This is a genomic window from Nocardia vermiculata NBRC 100427 (assembly GCF_001613265.1).
Lineage (GTDB): Bacteria > Actinomycetota > Actinomycetes > Mycobacteriales > Mycobacteriaceae > Nocardia > Nocardia vermiculata.
This window is the reverse complement of the sequence record NZ_BDCA01000017.1, coordinates 58,087-73,510: the sequence shown is the minus strand read 5'-3', so window position 1 is coordinate 73,510 and position 15,424 is coordinate 58,087. Positions and strand designations below refer to the sequence as shown.

Here is a 15,424-nt window from a genome sequence, read left to right as displayed (position 1 = left end):
GTCGGATCACAGCCAGTGCAGGGTAACGCCCTCGGCGATGAGCCAGCGTTCGAAGTGGTGGTCGTGGGAGGCGATGCCGTCGACGACGGCAGTGGCATGTTTGAAGGCCCGCTGTGTGGCATCGGAGGAGATGAGCCCGGCGGTCTGTGCGGCGAACAGTTCCTCGACGCCGTCGAGTTCGCAGGGGTGGCCGTTGCGGGCGACGATATCGATGTAGTGGTACTCGGCCCGCCAGCGCTTCGGCCCGGTCCGGGCGAAGTCACCGATATAGATGTGATAGATCGGATCGCGGTCGTGCGCGGCGTTGACGTGATGCATCGTGACCCGTAGCGACTGCTGGGGTAGCAGCCAGGTCTCGGTATAGCGGTACGGCGCGGTGTCGGCGGCCCGCACCAGATACAGCCCCCACGGTTCCACCTTGTAGCTGTCGACGGAATGCACGAAACCGCGCGAATCGGTTCTGGTGAGATCGGCGATATCGAAATATTCCACCCGTGGTTTACGCGGCGCGGCCGGAATATTGTTTTCGTGACCCGCAGGATTGGTGGGATTCGGTGACATGCGGCTGACTCCATTGGATGCGGCAGTGCGCAGACTTCGGGCGACACGATCAGCGAGGAAACCGGCCATGGTACTTGCCCCTCTCGACTCCGATCGATTCAGCCTACACCCGGAGCAACCTCGCGTGCAGGTGTGAAAACGGTACGGAAGCCGCCTGTTTCGGCCGTTTCGTTATCTTCGGACTGTATTGCGCTGCCGGACATTTCGGACAAAGTGCGGGTGTATCGGTGGCCGCGACGAAGGGTTGCCGGTGCAGTGCTCGCACCGATCCGGCAAACGGGATTTCACCGCCGCTCGATGCACTCGGCGCCGGGGTCCGGCATCGGGCGGTGCATGGCATTTGTCGGATCTATACGAAATTCTCCGAACTGCGGATAGCGGGTGTGTGCGGTGGTATCGGTATCCGCGATACTTCGGATTGTTCGAATAGTCCGGCTTTCTGCGATGTGGTGTGCCCGGGCGCCGCGTGCGCGAAAAAGATCGAATTCGGTGCGGTGCAGGCTATTACATTTCACTCGGGTGGCGCTTCGATCTCCGGGGTGTCGGGAGGGGTGTGTGGCGGGGGAAGGGGCCGCCTCGATCGTCGGTGTGGGGCGATGCGGGTGGCAGTGCCGGGTCGGCCTCGGCCGCACTTGCGGCGCGGTTGCCCGGCGCCGAACCGGAGCCGGAGGAGACCGTCCTCCGGTCGTCGCACCGGCCGTCGGGACGCGGTCCATTTCAGTGGCGTGAGTCACAGTGATGTGTGTGGGGTTGTCCTGCGCGTGATCGTCGGGAGTCGTGTTCGAGACCGGATCCGACAGCGCCGGGCGTGTCGCGGCGGGCAACGCGTCGCCGGAACTTGTCGGTGGTCGGGCCTACCCTGGTGACCATGGCTTTCGCAACGGAGATCCCCGCGGACTCGGACGAACCCGGTGGGCAGCCGCTGGCACATTCGGAGTTCCGGCCCATCGGGGCGATCGAGCGCTCCGATGGGCATTTCGAGGTGGTCAGTGAGCACAAGCCCGCCGGTGACCAGCCCACCGCGATCGCAGAGCTGGAACACCGGTTGCGGGTGGGGGAGAAGGATGTGGTGCTGCTCGGCGCCACCGGCACCGGTAAGTCCGCGACGGCCGCGTGGCTGATCGAGAAGGTGCAGCGCCCCACGCTGGTCATGGCACCGAACAAGACCCTTGCGGCGCAGTTGGCCAACGAACTGCGCGAGATGTTGCCGCACAACGCGGTGGAGTACTTCGTCTCCTACTACGACTACTACCAACCCGAGGCCTACATCGCCCAGACCGACACCTATATCGAGAAGGACTCCTCCATCAACGACGATGTGGAGCGGCTGCGGCACTCGGCCACCTCGAGTCTGCTCTCGCGCCGTGACGTGGTGGTGGTGGCCTCGGTGTCGTGTATCTACGGCCTCGGTACCCCGCAGTCCTATCTGGACCGGTCCGTCCAGCTCGAGGTGGGCGCCGAGGTGGACCGCGACCGGCTGCTGCGACTGCTGGTCGACGTGCAGTACACCCGCAACGACATGTCGTTCACCCGCGGGTCGTTCCGGGTCCGCGGCGACACCGTGGAGATCATCCCGTCCTATGAGGAACTCGCCGTCCGCATCGAATTCTTCGGCGACGAGATCGAGGCGTTGTACTACTTGCACCCGCTCACCGGGGATGTGGTGCGTCAGGTCGACACGCTGCGAATCTTCCCCGCCACCCACTATGTGGCCGGACCGGAACGGATGGAGCGCGCGGTCGGCGATATCGAGACCGAACTCGAGGCACGCCTGGCCGAACTGGAACGCCAGGGCAAGCTGCTCGAGGCGCAGCGGCTGCGCATGCGCACCCAGTACGACCTGGAAATGATTCGGCAGGTCGGGTTCTGTTCGGGTATCGAGAACTACTCGCGGCATATCGACGGCCGTGCGGCGGGTTCGGCACCGGCGACCCTGCTGGACTACTTCCCGGAGGACTTCCTGCTGATCGTCGACGAGTCGCATGTGACCGTCCCGCAGATCGGCGGAATGTACGAGGGCGACATGTCGCGCAAGCGCAACCTGGTCGAATACGGTTTCCGGCTCCCGTCCGCGGTCGACAACCGCCCACTGACCTGGGAGGAGTTCGCCGACCGGATCGGCCAGACCGTGTACATGTCGGCGACGCCGGGACCGTACGAACTCGGCAGTACCGGCGGCGAGTTCGTCGAACAGGTGATTCGACCGACGGGGCTGGTCGATCCGCAGGTCGTGGTCAAACCCACCCAGGGGCAGATCGACGATCTCGTCCACGAGATTCGGGCGCGCACCGAACGCGACGAGCGGGTGCTGGTCACCACGCTCACCAAGAAGATGGCCGAGGACCTCACCGACTATCTGCTCGGGCTCGGTGTGCGGGTGCGCTATCTGCATTCCGAAATCGACACGCTGCGCCGCGTCGAACTGCTGCGCCAGCTTCGCCTGGGCGAATACGACGTGCTGGTCGGTATCAACCTGCTGCGTGAGGGGCTCGACCTTCCGGAGGTATCGCTGGTGGCGATTCTGGACGCCGACAAGGAAGGGTTCCTGCGCAGTAGCACCAGCCTGATCCAGACCATCGGCCGCGCCGCCCGCAACGTCTCGGGTGAGGTGCACATGTACGCCGACAAGATCACCGACTCGATGCGTCAAGCGATCGACGAGACCGAACGGCGCCGCGCGAAACAGGTCGCCTACAACGAGGAACACGGGATCGACCCGCAACCGTTGCGCAAGAAGATCGCCGACATCCTGGATCAGGTGTACCGCGAAGCGGACGAGACCGAAGTGGAGATCGGCGGTTCCGGCCGCAATGCCAGCCGGGGCCGCCGTGCCCAGGGTGAACCCGGTCGCGCCGTGAGTGCGGGGGTATACGAAGGTCGCGATCTGGCGAATATGCCGCGCGCGGAACTGGCGGACCTGGTGGCCCAGCTGACCGACCAGATGATGAACGCTGCGCGTGAACTGCAGTTCGAGCTCGCCGGCCGACTGCGTGACGAAATCGCGGACCTGAAGAAGGAGCTGCGCGGAATGGATGCCGCCGGGCTGAAATGAGTACCGCCGGCACCCCCGCTCGCAGCACGGCGCGAGCCGACCCGCTCGGATCGGTTCCGGTGCCGCCACCGGAAGTGACGAAGGGGATTCTGCATCCGGAGGAGCAGGAACGCCATCGCACGCTGACCCGGCTGCCCGCCGGTCCGCTGACCGGCCGATACGTCGAGTGGTACTGGTCCGTCGCGTGGGACCTGCGGGGGCGGGAGAGCTATTGCGCCGAGGTGTTGCCGTATCCATCGGTGAACGTCACCTTCGAACGCAGCACGGTGCGTACCGGTGGATTCGTCAGTGGGGTGTGCACCAGGAAATTCGTCCGTGAGTTGGCGGGGGAGGGGATGACATTCGCCGCCAAGTTCCGGCCGGGCGGATTCGGTGCATTCACCGGTATCGACGTCGGCGCCCTGCAGGATATCGCGGCACCGCTGAGCGAGGTACTGCCCGAGGCGGCCGGCCTGGCCGAGCAGGTGCTGGCCGCCGACGATACGGACCGCCGCCGCGACCTGGTCGATTCGTTCTTCGCGCGGGCGGCGCACCGTCGGGACCCGGATCAGAACTATCGGCTGGTGCTGCGGATCATCGATGCGATGGAGTTCGATTCCGGTCTCACCAGGGTCGACCAGGTCACCGAGCGGTTCGATATCCCGGTCCGCACCCTGCAGCGGCTGTTCCGCCGCTACGTGGGGGCGGGCCCGAAATGGGTGCTGCGCCGCTACCGGCTCCAGGACGGCGCGCACCTGCTCGGCCAGGGCCGCAGCGACGATCTCGCGACCTTGGCACTGGACCTCGGGTATTTCGATCAAGCCCATTTCAGTCGCGAATTCGCGAAGGAGGTCGGAATGGCACCGCTGGAATATGCGCGTGCGGTGATGATGCCGCCGCACTGTGCCCGGTAAATGACTGCCGATCCGCAGTACCGCGATCGATTAGCGGAGGTGGCGAATTGTGAGTTCTCACCAACCCGATCCGGTACGGGTTTTCGGCCGCCGACAGTATGCCTTTCCGGACCCGGGCGCGGTCATTGTGATGAAAATCCCAGGGCCGCAAGAGGGTTCACCGCCGTGTGACCATGTACCGAGAAGTGTCGGACCGGCCCGGATCTTCCCAGGTAGGGCGGGGCCGACCGGGTCATGGGAAGGCGTTTGTGCGTCCGCGGTCACACGGCGCTCCGGTGTGATGTGTTGCGAATTCTGATGATTCCACCGTGCGAGCGGTTATGGTCTAGCGCAGTTGCTCGTGCGGATTCTGCGCGAATTCCGCCGGGCATCCGCCCACTCGGACGTTTGGAGGAAAGATGACCGCCTACCGGTCCATTGTCGTCGGTACCGATGGCTCGGATTCGTCGTATGTCGCTGTAGAGAAGGCTGCGGCGCTGGCCGGCGCTGCGGGAGCGACTCTGATCGTCGCGTGCGCCTACTACCCGACCGACGACCGGGACGTGGCCGCCGCGGCCGACGTGCTCAAGGACGAGGCCTACCAGGTGCGCGGTTCCGCGCCCACCAACGAGATCCTGCGGATCGCGCGGGACAAGGCCGTCGCCGCCGGCGCCGGTGAGATCGTCGAACGTCCCATTGTCGGCGAACCCGTCGAGTCGCTGCTGGATCTGGTGAAGGAGGTCAAGGCGGATCTGCTCGTCGTGGGTAACCGTGGCCTCAATACCCTGACCGGCCGACTGCTCGGCTCGGTGCCCTCCGATGTGGCCCGGAAGTCGCGCGTCGACGTTCTCATCGTGCACACCGTCCGCTGATTCGGCGGCCCCGCCCGGGGCCTCAGCGCAGCGCGCCGAGGACCTCGGGCAGCGTGCCGGTATGCACGACCGCCAGTCGCTGCGTCGCGCGAGTGAGAGCGACGTAGAGATCGTTGAGTCCACGTGGTGACTCGTCCAGGATCGCCTGGGGTTCCACCAGGACCACTGCGTCGAACTCCAGGCCTTTCGCCTCCGACACCGTCAGTACCTGGACCGAATCGCTCGCCAGCGAACTGTATTCGTGCGCCGTGGCGTGCGGGGCGAGCACGGCGGTGATGCCCGGCCGCTCCGCCTCGGCGGCCACGAGATCGGTGACCGCGCTCAGCGAACCCCCGGCCGAGACCCGGACCGCCCGTGGTGCGAAACCGGATTCCCGCACCGAACGCGGGATCGTCGCGCCCGGATCGATCGCGGCCAGCACATCGGCGGCCACCCCCATGATCTCGGCGGGAGTGCGATAGTTGACCGTCAGCTCGGTGAGCTTCCAGCGCTGTGCGACATACGGTTCGAGCATGCGCTGCCAGGACGAGGCACCCGCCGGATCGCCGGTCTGTGCGACATCTCCGACCACCGTCACCCAGCGGTTGGGGATGCGGCGCATCACCATCCGCCAGGCCATCTCCGACAGCTCCTGTGCCTCGTCGATGATGACGTGACCGTAGGTCCAGCTGCGATCCCCGGCGGCACGCTCCGCGGTGGTCTGGCTGTTGCGAACGTGCTGACGTTCGGCCAGCTGCCCCGCGTCGATGAGGTCGTAGGCCATCAGGATCTCCGGATCCAGATCGTCTTCGAGGTCCTGCGGCGCCGACCCGGTGAGAATATCGAGCGCTTCCTGCGCCTCGGCCAACTGCGCGCGCCACCGTCGGCGGGAACGTTCCCGTTCCTCGGCGTCGTCGATGCCGAGCAGCTCGGCCAGTTCGTCCAGCAGCGGTGCGTCCGCGGCGGCGAAGGCGGGCCGATCCCCGGCGGGCGATTCCCGGAACAGCTCCTTGCGGTCTTCCGGGCCGAAACCGCCTGCCGCACGGGCCAGCCGATCAGGGTCGGCCCACAGCTCGGCCAAGACCTGCTGCGGCGTCAGAATCGGCCACAGTCGCGCGATCGCCTGCTGGATGCCCGCGTCGGCGCGCATCTCGTCCCGGATCTCGGTCAGATCGGCCTGGCTCAGCAGATTGCGGGCGTTGTGCGTCGGCCGCCGGCCCGCGGCGGCATCGGCCTCGTCGACGGTATCGGCGAACTGGTCCCGGCCGATGACCTGCGCGAGCTGATCGGTGAGGGCGTCGACCACCGACGCGGCGAAGATCGGGCGCGCCAGATTGTGCGCCCGGCGGGAGGACCGCGCGCGGCCGCGGGCCCGGGTCGCGATCTTGCGGTCCAAGGTCAGTTCGTAGCCGTCGAAATCGAGCCGGATCGGGTCGCCGGGCACCTCCTGGCGGTCACGTACCGCCTTCTTCAGGACGTCGAGCATGTCGAGCGAGCCCTTGAGTTCGCCCGCCCGCAACGAATCCTCCAGTGTCGCTTCCACTCCGGGGTACAGGTTGCCGACGGTGGACAGCAGCACCCCGGTTTCGCCGAGTGACGGCAACACCTGGCCGATGTAGTCGAGGAAGGTGGAGTTGGGGCCGATGATCAGCACGCCGGCCTTGTCCAGCTGCTGCCTGTAGGTGTAGAGCAGATAGGCCGCCCGGTGCAGCGCGACCGCGGTCTTTCCGGTTCCCGGACCGCCCTGCACCACCATCACGCTGCGGTGCTCGGAGCGGATGATCGAATCCTGTTCGCTCTGGATCGTCTCCACGATGTCGGTCATATGCCCGGTCCGGGCGGCGTTGAGCGCGGACAGCAGGGCACTTTCACTGCCCACGCCGACCTCGTCGGACTCCAGCGCGCCGGCCTCCCGTGCCGCCTCCAGATCCAGGTACTCGTCGCTGATTCCGGTGACCGTGCGATTGCGCGAGCGGATGTGACGGCGCCTGGTCAGACCGTCCGGCGCCGCGGTGGTGGCCAGGTAGAACGGGCGCGCCAGCGGTGCGCGCCAGTCCAGCAGCAGCGTGTTGTAGTCGTCGTCCTCGTCCAGGATGCCCAGGCGCCCGATATAGCGGAACCCCTCGTCGTCACCGTCGGTAGCGGTGAGATCGATGCGGCCGAAACACAATCCGTTCTCGGCGGCATCGTATTTGGCCAGATCCTCGTGGTAGAGCTGCGTGAACGATTCCCGCTCGCTACGGGCCTGCGGGGTGCCGCCGTTTTCCAGCAGCACCGTGCGCAGCCTCCGCTGGGCGTATTCGCGCATGGCGTCCAGACGCTGATAGAGCAGGCTCAGATAGGTCTGCTCCCGCTCCAGCTCGGCCGCGCGGTCGCTGGCCGGATGGTCCTCGGTGAGGCGATCGGGCAAGACGGAACTCCTTGTCAGCGCGTGGCCGATCGGGCCCGCGCGGGAAAGAAAACGGAATCGTCGAGTCTAATCCGTGGCCGCCGGACTCGCCGTAGCCGCAGGTGACGGTGTCGTGAATACGGTAGTGAAATGGTGCGGTCGAAGGCTGCCTCGAATTCGGCGGTGCGGTCGATGGCGACGGGGAGCAACGCGTGTTCGGTGATCATGGACCGTGCTTTCAGGAGGCGTGCGTGCTGTTCGGACGGCGTCGCACGCCCGCGCTGTCGCCGCCGGCCGGTTTGGCCCGGTACATCGCGAGATCGGCGTCGTGCAGCACGGCTTCGGGGGTACGGGGATCGGCGGGGCGCAGCGCGGTGGCGCCGATCGAGGCGTCGACGTGGATACGGTGGCCGCGGGCGATGATCGGTTCGGCCATGGTCTGGCGCAGCCGCGCGATGAGGCCCTCCATATCCTCGGGCTGGGTCCGGCCCGACAGCAGTACCAGGAATTCGTCACCGCCGATGCGGCCGACCACGTCATCGCCGCGCAACCCGCGCTGCAGGCGCTGGGCGACGATCTGCAGCACCGTGTCGCCGATGGCGTGGCCAAGGGTGTCGTTGATGGACTTGAACCCGTCGAGATCGATGAACAGCACGTTGGATACCGGCGTGGGCTCGTCGACGCCGAGCGCGGTTGCCAGCCTCGACAACACCAGTGACCGGTTGGCCAGCCCCGTGAGCGGATCGTGGGTGGCTTGATACTCCAGTTGCCGACGGCTGGCCCGGAACTCGGTGACATCGTTGAACGAGGAGACTGCGGGGGAGTCGGGGGCTCCCGGATTCAGCAATCGGCTTGAACCGGACAACCAGCGCCGCTGTCCGTCCGGCCGGTCCACGCCGAACATGTAACGGGAGACGGTTTCCCCGGTGGCCAGGGTCCGGGCCACCGGGTGGTGTGAGGGGGCCAGTGGCGCGGCGTTGGCGTCGAGCAGCACGAGGGGCAGTGAATCGATGCGGCGGCCGACGAGATCGTCGCCCTCGTGGCCGAAGATGCGCAGCGCGGCGGGGTTGATCGACTCGATCCGGCCGCCGCGGTCGATGACGACCACGCCCTCTTCGAGCTGGGACACCACTGCGGTGTAATGCTGTTCGGCCCGGCGCTGCGCGGCCTCGGCCCGGCGCTGCGCGGTGAGATCGTGTAGCACCACCTGATAGGCGAGCCGCCGCTGCCACACGGTGAGTACCGAGACCGTTTCGACGTCGACGGCTTCGCCGTCGCAGCGGACCAGTGTCATCTCCGCGGTCTCTGAGGCGTCGCCGCTGCGGTGCAACCGCGCGATGCGTTCGAACATCGCCGCGACGTCGTGTTCGGCGACGAACTGCGCCACCGGGCGCCCGACCACCTGGTCGACTCCCGTGGCGGCCACCATGCGCACGATCGCCGGATTCGCGTAGACGATGATGCCGTCCTCGTGGACGACGATCCCGTCCGGACTGTGCTCGACCAGGGTGCGGTACCGCTGGGCGAGTTGTTCGGCCTCGATCACTGCATCGGGCCGGTTCTCACCTGCCTCAACCACATGTAACCCCCTGATCATGGACTGTTCAGGTCGCTTGGTGCACGAGACCATTCTGATACTGACAGCCGGTGGATCACAGTGCCGGCGATATTGGTTCTGTCACAGTTCGACTACGGGTTCCACCTGTGAGCAATCATGGCATGATCCGATCATGCAGGTAATGCCGGAGGCATGAGCCGAGCCGGTGTAGGAGCGGGAATGGCCAGCACTAGCCCCAGATCCAATCAACACTATCAAGATCGCATCCCGATCGCAGGCGTGGGTGTGGTGAGCGGTTACGGGTGGGGACGCGAGTCCTTGTGGCAGGGCCTGAACAGCGGAAAGGCGGCGGCGGGCCTGCACCCCGGTTACGGTGCCGACTACGACGAATACGCCTGGGTCGCGCTGGTGCCCGACGGCGGCGACGACGCCGTGAGCCCCGGCCGCTACGGGCGCGCGGTGCAGGAATCGGTGCGGGAGGCGATCGCGGACGCCGAGGCCCGTGGCTGGCGTCCGGGCCGCCGGGTCGGGCTGGTACACGGCATCGTGCTGGGGGATGTGCGCGACTGGGAGGAGTTCTACCGCCGCGACGGCGGACGGCGTCGGTCCCGCGACTATCTGCGGTTGCTGCCGTCCACCCCGGTGTCGATGATCATGCAGGAATTCGGTTTCCACGGCCCGTCGATGAACATCTCTGCGGCCTGCAGTTCGGCGAACGTGGCCCTGATCACCGCGCAGATGTGGCTCGATCAGGGGATCGCCGACGACGTGGTCTGTGTGACCACCGACGTTTCGTCCACCCCGGACATGGTGCACCACTTCGTGGAGATGGGTGCCGCGGTGACCGACACCGAGCCGATGGACGCCTGCCGGCCGTTTCAGCACGGGAGTCGCGGATTCAGCTTCGGTGAGGCCTCGGTGGCATTCGTGCTGTCGCGGTCGGTGCAGCGGCCCTACTGCCGCCTGCTCGGCGGCGCGATGACCAATGACGCTTATCACGTCGTGTCCGTGGACCCCGGTCTGGAGCGGATACTGGACTGTGTACACCAGGGCTTGGAGCGGGCCGGCACGCGTCCCGACCAGGTCGGGTACTACAACGCACACGGCACCGGCACCCGGCAGTGCGATGTGGCGGAGCGGGCCGTGCTGGCACAGATCTTCGACGACCGGCCCCACATCACCTCGGTCAAGCCGCTGACCGGCCATTGCATGGGTGCGGCGGCCGGTGTCGAGATCGCCGCCGCGGCCCTGGGCTACGAGCGCGGTGTCGCGGTGTCGGCGCCGGTGGTGGCCGAGGCGCATCCGCGCCTGCTGGACGGACCCACCCCGTTCGACGGCGGCATCACGGTCAAGACCTCGCTGGGGATGGGAGGCCACAACTCCGTGGTGGTGCTCGGTCAGCCGGACTGAACGCCGGTCCGATCCGGCGCCGCGGCCGAACTTGTCGGTGGGTGTGCTTAGCATGGCGGCTGGGGTGAGTCCGGACGCAGAAATTCGATCGAGAAGGGACAACCGGTGGCGGATCTGTTGACCGTGCGCGGAGCTCGGGAGCACAACCTGAAGGGAGTGGACCTCGACCTGCCACGTGACAGCCTCATCGTGTTCACCGGGTTGTCCGGGTCGGGCAAATCGAGCCTGGCATTCGACACGATCTTCGCCGAGGGCCAGCGGCGTTATGTGGAGTCGCTGTCGGCCTATGCCCGCCAGTTCCTCGGGCAGATGGACAAGCCGGACGTCGACTTCATCGAGGGGCTGTCGCCCGCGGTGTCGATCGACCAGAAGTCGACCAACCGCAACCCGCGCTCGACGGTCGGCACCATCACCGAGGTCTACGACTACCTGCGGTTGCTCTACGCCCGGGCCGGGACGCCGCACTGCCCGGTCTGTGGGGAACTGATCGCCAAGCAGACCCCGCAGCAGATCGTGGACCAGGTGCTGGATATGGAGGCCGGGATCCGCTTCCAGGTCCTCGCGCCGGTGGTACGCACCCGCAAGGGCGAGTTCGTTGATCTGTTCGACCAGCTCAACACCCAGGGGTACTCCCGGGTGCGGGTGGACGGCGTGGTGTATCCGCTGACCGACCCGCCGAAGCTGAAGAAGCAGGAGAAGCACGACATCGAGGTCGTGGTGGACCGGCTGGCGGTGAAGCCGAGCTCCAAACAGCGGCTCACCGATTCGATCGAGACGGCGTTGCGGCTGGCCGACGGCATCGTGGTGCTGGACTTCGTGGACCGTGAGGAGAACGCACACGATCGCGAGCGGCGCTTCTCCGAGAAACTGGCCTGCCCGAATGCGCATCCGCTCGATATCGAGGATCTGGAACCGCGCTCGTTCTCGTTCAACTCGCCCTACGGCGCCTGCCCCGATTGCGCGGGCCTGGGTATCCGCAAGGAGGTCGACCCGGATCTGGTGGTGCCGGATCCGGAGCTGAGCCTTGCCGACGGCGCGATCGCGCCGTGGTCGCGCGGCCAGACGGCCGAATACTTCAACCGGCTGTTGTCCGGTCTGGCGGCGGCGATCGGCTTCTCGATGGACACGCCGTGGAATGCGTTGCCGCTCAAGGCTCGTAAGGCGGTGCTGGAGGGCAGCTCCGACCAGGTGCACGTGTCCTACACCAACCGTTACGGTCGCAAACGCTCCTATTACGCCGACTTCGAGGGCGTCATGCCGTTCCTGCAGCGGCGCCTGGAGAGCACCGAATCCGAGCAGATGAAAGAGCATTACGACGGCTACATGCGCGATGTGCCGTGCCCGGTCTGCCGCGGCGCCCGGTTGCGCCCGGAAATTCTGGCCGTCACCTTGGCCGCCGAGGGCGGCCGCCGGTCCATCGCCGAAGTGTGTGAGCTGTCGATTCGGGACTGTGCGCGCTTCCTCAACTCGCTGCGCCTGGGGGAGCGGGACGCGGCGATCGCCGGCCAGGTACTCAAGGAGATCCAGGCCCGGTTGGGTTTCCTGCTCGATGTCGGTCTGGAATATCTGAGCCTGTCGCGAGCTGCGGCTACTCTATCCGGCGGTGAGGCGCAGCGGATCCGGCTGGCGACCCAGATCGGGTCCGGTCTGGTCGGGGTGCTCTACGTGCTCGACGAGCCCTCCATCGGCCTGCACCAGCGCGACAACCGCCGGTTGATCGAAACCCTTACCCGGCTGCGGGATCTCGGTAACACGCTGATCGTGGTGGAACACGACGAGGACACCATCCATGCCTCGGACTGGGTGGTGGACATCGGGCCGATGGCCGGCGAACACGGCGGCCAGGTCGTCTACAGCGGGCCGTACGGGGGCCTGCTGACCGATCCGAGTTCACTCACCGGCGCGTATCTGGCCCGCCGCGAAGTGATCGAGGTGCCACTGGTGCGGCGCCCGGTGTCGAAGAAGAAGCAACTCACCGTCGTCGGCGCGAACGAGCACAACCTGCGGGGAATCGATGTGGGCTTCCCGCTGGGCGTGCTCACCGCGGTGACCGGCGTCTCGGGTTCCGGTAAGTCGACGCTGGTCAACGACATCCTCGCCACCGTGCTGGCGAACAAACTCAACGGTGCCCGCCAGGTTCCCGGACGGCACACCAGGATCAACGGGCTCGACCATCTCGACAAGCTGGTGCAGGTCGACCAGTCGCCGATCGGCCGGACACCACGCTCGAATCCGGCAACCTACACCGGTGTCTTCGACAAGATTCGGACGCTGTTCGCCGCGACGACCGAGGCGAAGGTGCGTGGCTACCAGCCCGGGCGCTTCTCCTTCAACGTCAAGGGGGGCCGGTGCGAGGCCTGTTCGGGTGACGGCACCCTGAAGATCGAGATGAACTTCCTGCCGGACGTGTATGTCCCCTGCGAGGTATGTCACGGCGCCCGGTACAACCGGGAAACTCTCGAGGTGCACTACAAGGGCAAAACCATTGCGGAGGTACTCGATATGCCCATCGAGGAGGCGGCCGAATTCTTCGAGCCGGTCACCTCGATCCACCGCTACCTCAAGACACTGGTCGATGTAGGACTGGGATACGTGCGGCTGGGACAGAGCGCCCCGACCCTGTCCGGAGGTGAGGCACAGCGGGTGAAGCTGTCCGCCGAACTCCAGAAGCGGTCGACCGGACGGACGGTCTACATCCTGGACGAACCGACCACCGGTCTGCACTTCGAGGACATCCGCAAACTGCTCGCCGTGATCAACGGTCTGGTGGACAAGGGCAATACGGTCATCGTCATCGAACACAACCTGGACGTGATCAAGACCTCGGACTGGGTGATCGATATGGGTCCGGAGGGTGGTTCCGGCGGCGGCACCGTCATTGCGCAGGGCACTCCGGAAGATGTTGCGGCGGTGGCGGAAAGCTACACCGGACAGTTCCTGCGCGGTGTGCTCGATCCTGCCGCGCAGGGCCCGGCGGTCGAACCTGGGAAGGCGGCGCGGAAGCGGAATGCGGCGCCGAAGAGCGGATCGAAGGCTGCTGCGCCGAAGAAGTCGACCGCGAAGAAGTCGACCGCGAAGCCGGCCGCGCGCCGCACCTCGGCCGTCGGCTGACCGAACCGTGCACCGGCTGTCACCGATATCGGGCTGTGCCGGCCCGATATCGGTTCAGCCGATGTCGTCGGCCACGGCCTCCGAGCGTCGTCGGCCGAATTTGCGCCGCCGGTAGAAGATCTCCTCCACCGACGGTGCGCTGGCGGTGACGGCCGTACTCACGGTTGCCAGCATCGGATCGTCGTGCCGTTCGGCCAGATGCCATTGCACACCGGCGCGTCGCTCCGGTGGCAGGCTCGCCCATACCTCGCCGATTCTGGTCTGGATCGGGTAGTCGCCTGCCGCAACGATATCCAGTAACACCGGCCACAGGTTTGCCTCGGTGGCGTGCGAGGGCAGTGCCGCGATCACGGCGTCGGGTTGTTGTGCGAGCATCAGGGCCAAGGCCGGGCGCAGTGCCGGATCGGTACGCTCGAGCACACCGAACAGACCACGCCAGGGTGCCGAATCGGAGCAACCGTCCAGCGCACGCAGTAGTGCGGCGGCGACCGCGGTGTCCCCGAAGATCGGTAGCGCGGCGACCGTCGCGACCGCATGGGGGCGTAGGGAATCGAACAGGATGCACAGATCGTGCACGGCGTTCCCGTGGACCGCGGTGAGGATCAGATCGCTCAGCGCGGCAGGTGTGCCGATACCGACCACGATATCGCCGATCTCCGCGGCCACCTCGGTGTCGCATCGGGCGAAAACCGACAGCGCGGCCACCCGCAACTGTGGTGACCCGCGCAGCACGGTCGTGATCATCCGTGGCATCCGCCCGCCGGAACCGTCCAGCAGCCGCCGCACCACGGAACTGATCGCCGGCGCGGAGAACGCGAACGATGCCGAGAAGATCAGTCCCGCATCGTCGTGCACGCCTTGTTCCACGGCCTCGATCAGCCGAGGGGTGGCATAGGCGAGGAACGGTCCGGCGGTGATGTAGTCGCGCCGGCGCAGGATCTCGTTCACGATGTGCACGATCGGTTCCGGTGGGGCCACCTGCGCCAGTTCGCCCACGGTGCGCGGATCGAGATACGGCGCGCAGTCGGCGGCGTAGCCGACGCCCAGCAGGGCGACGGTGTCGGCCGCCTTCTTCGGATGGTCGATACCCACCGCGCCGGCGGCGCGCCCGGTGAGTCGTGGCGGGACCAGCTTCTGAACCAGTGGCATGGAGATGCCCAGCGGGATCACCGGCACCAGCCTGCTGATCCGCTGGAAGGTTTCGGCGTGCTGGTCGAAGATGACCGCCGCCGCCCGCTGCTGGATCTCGTGCAGATTGTGTGCACCCAGCCGCTCCAGATGTGCGATGCGTTCCGGTGCGACGTGCAGCGTGCGGGCCAACAGGATGAGCTGTGCGCGGGTTACCGGATCCGTCATCGATCGAGCAGTTTTCCGAACATGATCTTCTTGGCCGGAGTGCGCAACGGACGCGGCAGCTCACCGATCATGGCATCGACCGACTGTGACAGGCCCTTCACTTCCTCGGTGCGTGCGTGGGTGAACAGGGCGAGCAGATCGGCGCACTCCCGGTCGGTCATCAGTTCTGTGGCGGTGAGCGGTGGTCCGCCCAGTGCGTTCTCCAGATCACGTCTGGCGGTCAAGATGCACCCCCGATACGAGTTGTGTCCTCCGCCACCGAAG

Annotated in this window: 10 protein-coding genes; 5 read left to right on the top strand and 5 right to left on the bottom strand. The window is 66.5% G+C overall.

Annotation, left to right across the window (positions count from 1 at the left end; translation table 11 throughout):
- Positions 1-6: 6 nt before the first annotated feature.
- Positions 7-561, bottom strand: a complete 555-nt coding sequence (locus NV2_RS18435) for a DUF402 domain-containing protein (protein ID WP_067875888.1) — start codon at positions 559-561, stop codon at positions 7-9.
- An 868-nt stretch (positions 562-1,429) separates the two neighbouring features.
- Between NV2_RS18435 and uvrB the strand changes: the two genes are divergently transcribed.
- The 3 genes from uvrB (at position 1,430) to NV2_RS18415 (ending at position 5,357) form a co-directional block, all read left to right on the top strand.
- Positions 1,430-3,613, top strand: a complete 2,184-nt coding sequence (gene uvrB, locus NV2_RS18425; RefSeq protein ID WP_067875647.1) for an excinuclease ABC subunit UvrB — start codon at positions 1,430-1,432, stop codon at positions 3,611-3,613.
- The gene (locus tag NV2_RS18420; protein ID WP_084475016.1) at positions 3,610-4,506 is read left to right on the top strand and encodes an AraC family transcriptional regulator; all 897 of its coding nucleotides are present in this window, start codon (positions 3,610-3,612) and stop codon (positions 4,504-4,506) included. The genes uvrB and NV2_RS18420 overlap by 4 nt, the downstream gene beginning before the upstream one ends.
- A 398-nt stretch (positions 4,507-4,904) precedes the next feature.
- Positions 4,905-5,357 carry a universal stress protein gene (locus NV2_RS18415; protein WP_067875644.1) on the top strand — a complete coding sequence of 151 codons (453 nt, stop codon included), beginning with the start codon at positions 4,905-4,907 and terminating at the stop codon, positions 5,355-5,357.
- Positions 5,358-5,379: 22 nt separating this feature from the next.
- Here NV2_RS18415 and NV2_RS18410 read toward each other — a convergent pair whose 3' ends face one another.
- Both NV2_RS18410 and NV2_RS18400 read right to left on the bottom strand, forming a co-directional pair.
- Positions 5,380-7,746 carry a HelD family protein gene (locus NV2_RS18410; RefSeq protein WP_067875641.1) on the bottom strand — a complete coding sequence of 789 codons (2,367 nt, stop codon included), beginning with the start codon at positions 7,744-7,746 and terminating at the stop codon, positions 5,380-5,382.
- 217 nt (positions 7,747-7,963) lie between these two features.
- Positions 7,964-9,304, bottom strand: coding sequence for a diguanylate cyclase domain-containing protein (locus tag NV2_RS18400; RefSeq protein ID WP_245662663.1), 1,341 nt, complete (start codon positions 9,302-9,304; stop codon positions 7,964-7,966).
- A gap of 198 nt (positions 9,305-9,502) precedes the next feature.
- Here NV2_RS18400 and NV2_RS18395 point away from each other — a divergent pair, with 198 nt between their 5' ends.
- Entirely contained in the window at positions 9,503-10,693 is a 1,191-nt protein-coding gene (locus NV2_RS18395; protein ID WP_067875634.1) for a beta-ketoacyl synthase N-terminal-like domain-containing protein, read from the top strand.
- A 105-nt stretch (positions 10,694-10,798) separates the two neighbouring features.
- Entirely contained in the window at positions 10,799-13,804 is a 3,006-nt protein-coding gene (gene uvrA / locus NV2_RS18390; protein ID WP_067875632.1) for an excinuclease ABC subunit UvrA, read from the top strand.
- A gap of 54 nt (positions 13,805-13,858) precedes the next feature.
- On the opposite strand, the gene NV2_RS18385 is transcribed toward uvrA, so the two are convergent.
- Together NV2_RS18385 and NV2_RS18380 are read right to left on the bottom strand one after the other, a co-directional pair.
- A complete protein-coding gene (locus tag NV2_RS18385) occupies positions 13,859-15,160 on the bottom strand; it encodes a hypothetical protein (protein ID WP_067875629.1) in 1,302 nt (433 codons plus the stop codon).
- The gene (locus NV2_RS18380; protein ID WP_157102963.1) at positions 15,157-15,384 is read right to left on the bottom strand and encodes a hypothetical protein; all 228 of its coding nucleotides are present in this window, start codon (positions 15,382-15,384) and stop codon (positions 15,157-15,159) included. The genes NV2_RS18385 and NV2_RS18380 overlap by 4 nt, the downstream gene beginning before the upstream one ends.
- Between the last annotated feature and the right edge of the window lie 40 nt (positions 15,385-15,424).

Coding starts and splice junctions, on each gene's coding strand:
- uvrB (WP_067875647.1), top strand. CDS start 1,430: ATGGCTTTCGCAACGGAGATCCCCGCGGACTCGGACGAACCCGGTGGG.
- NV2_RS18385 (WP_067875629.1), bottom strand. CDS start 15,160: ATGACGGATCCGGTAACCCGCGCACAGCTCATCCTGTTGGCCCGCACG.
- NV2_RS18420 (WP_084475016.1), top strand. CDS start 3,610: ATGAGTACCGCCGGCACCCCCGCTCGCAGCACGGCGCGAGCCGACCCG.
- NV2_RS18415 (WP_067875644.1), top strand. CDS start 4,905: ATGACCGCCTACCGGTCCATTGTCGTCGGTACCGATGGCTCGGATTCG.
- NV2_RS18435 (WP_067875888.1), bottom strand. CDS start 561: ATGTCACCGAATCCCACCAATCCTGCGGGTCACGAAAACAATATTCCG.
- NV2_RS18395 (WP_067875634.1), top strand. CDS start 9,503: ATGGCCAGCACTAGCCCCAGATCCAATCAACACTATCAAGATCGCATC.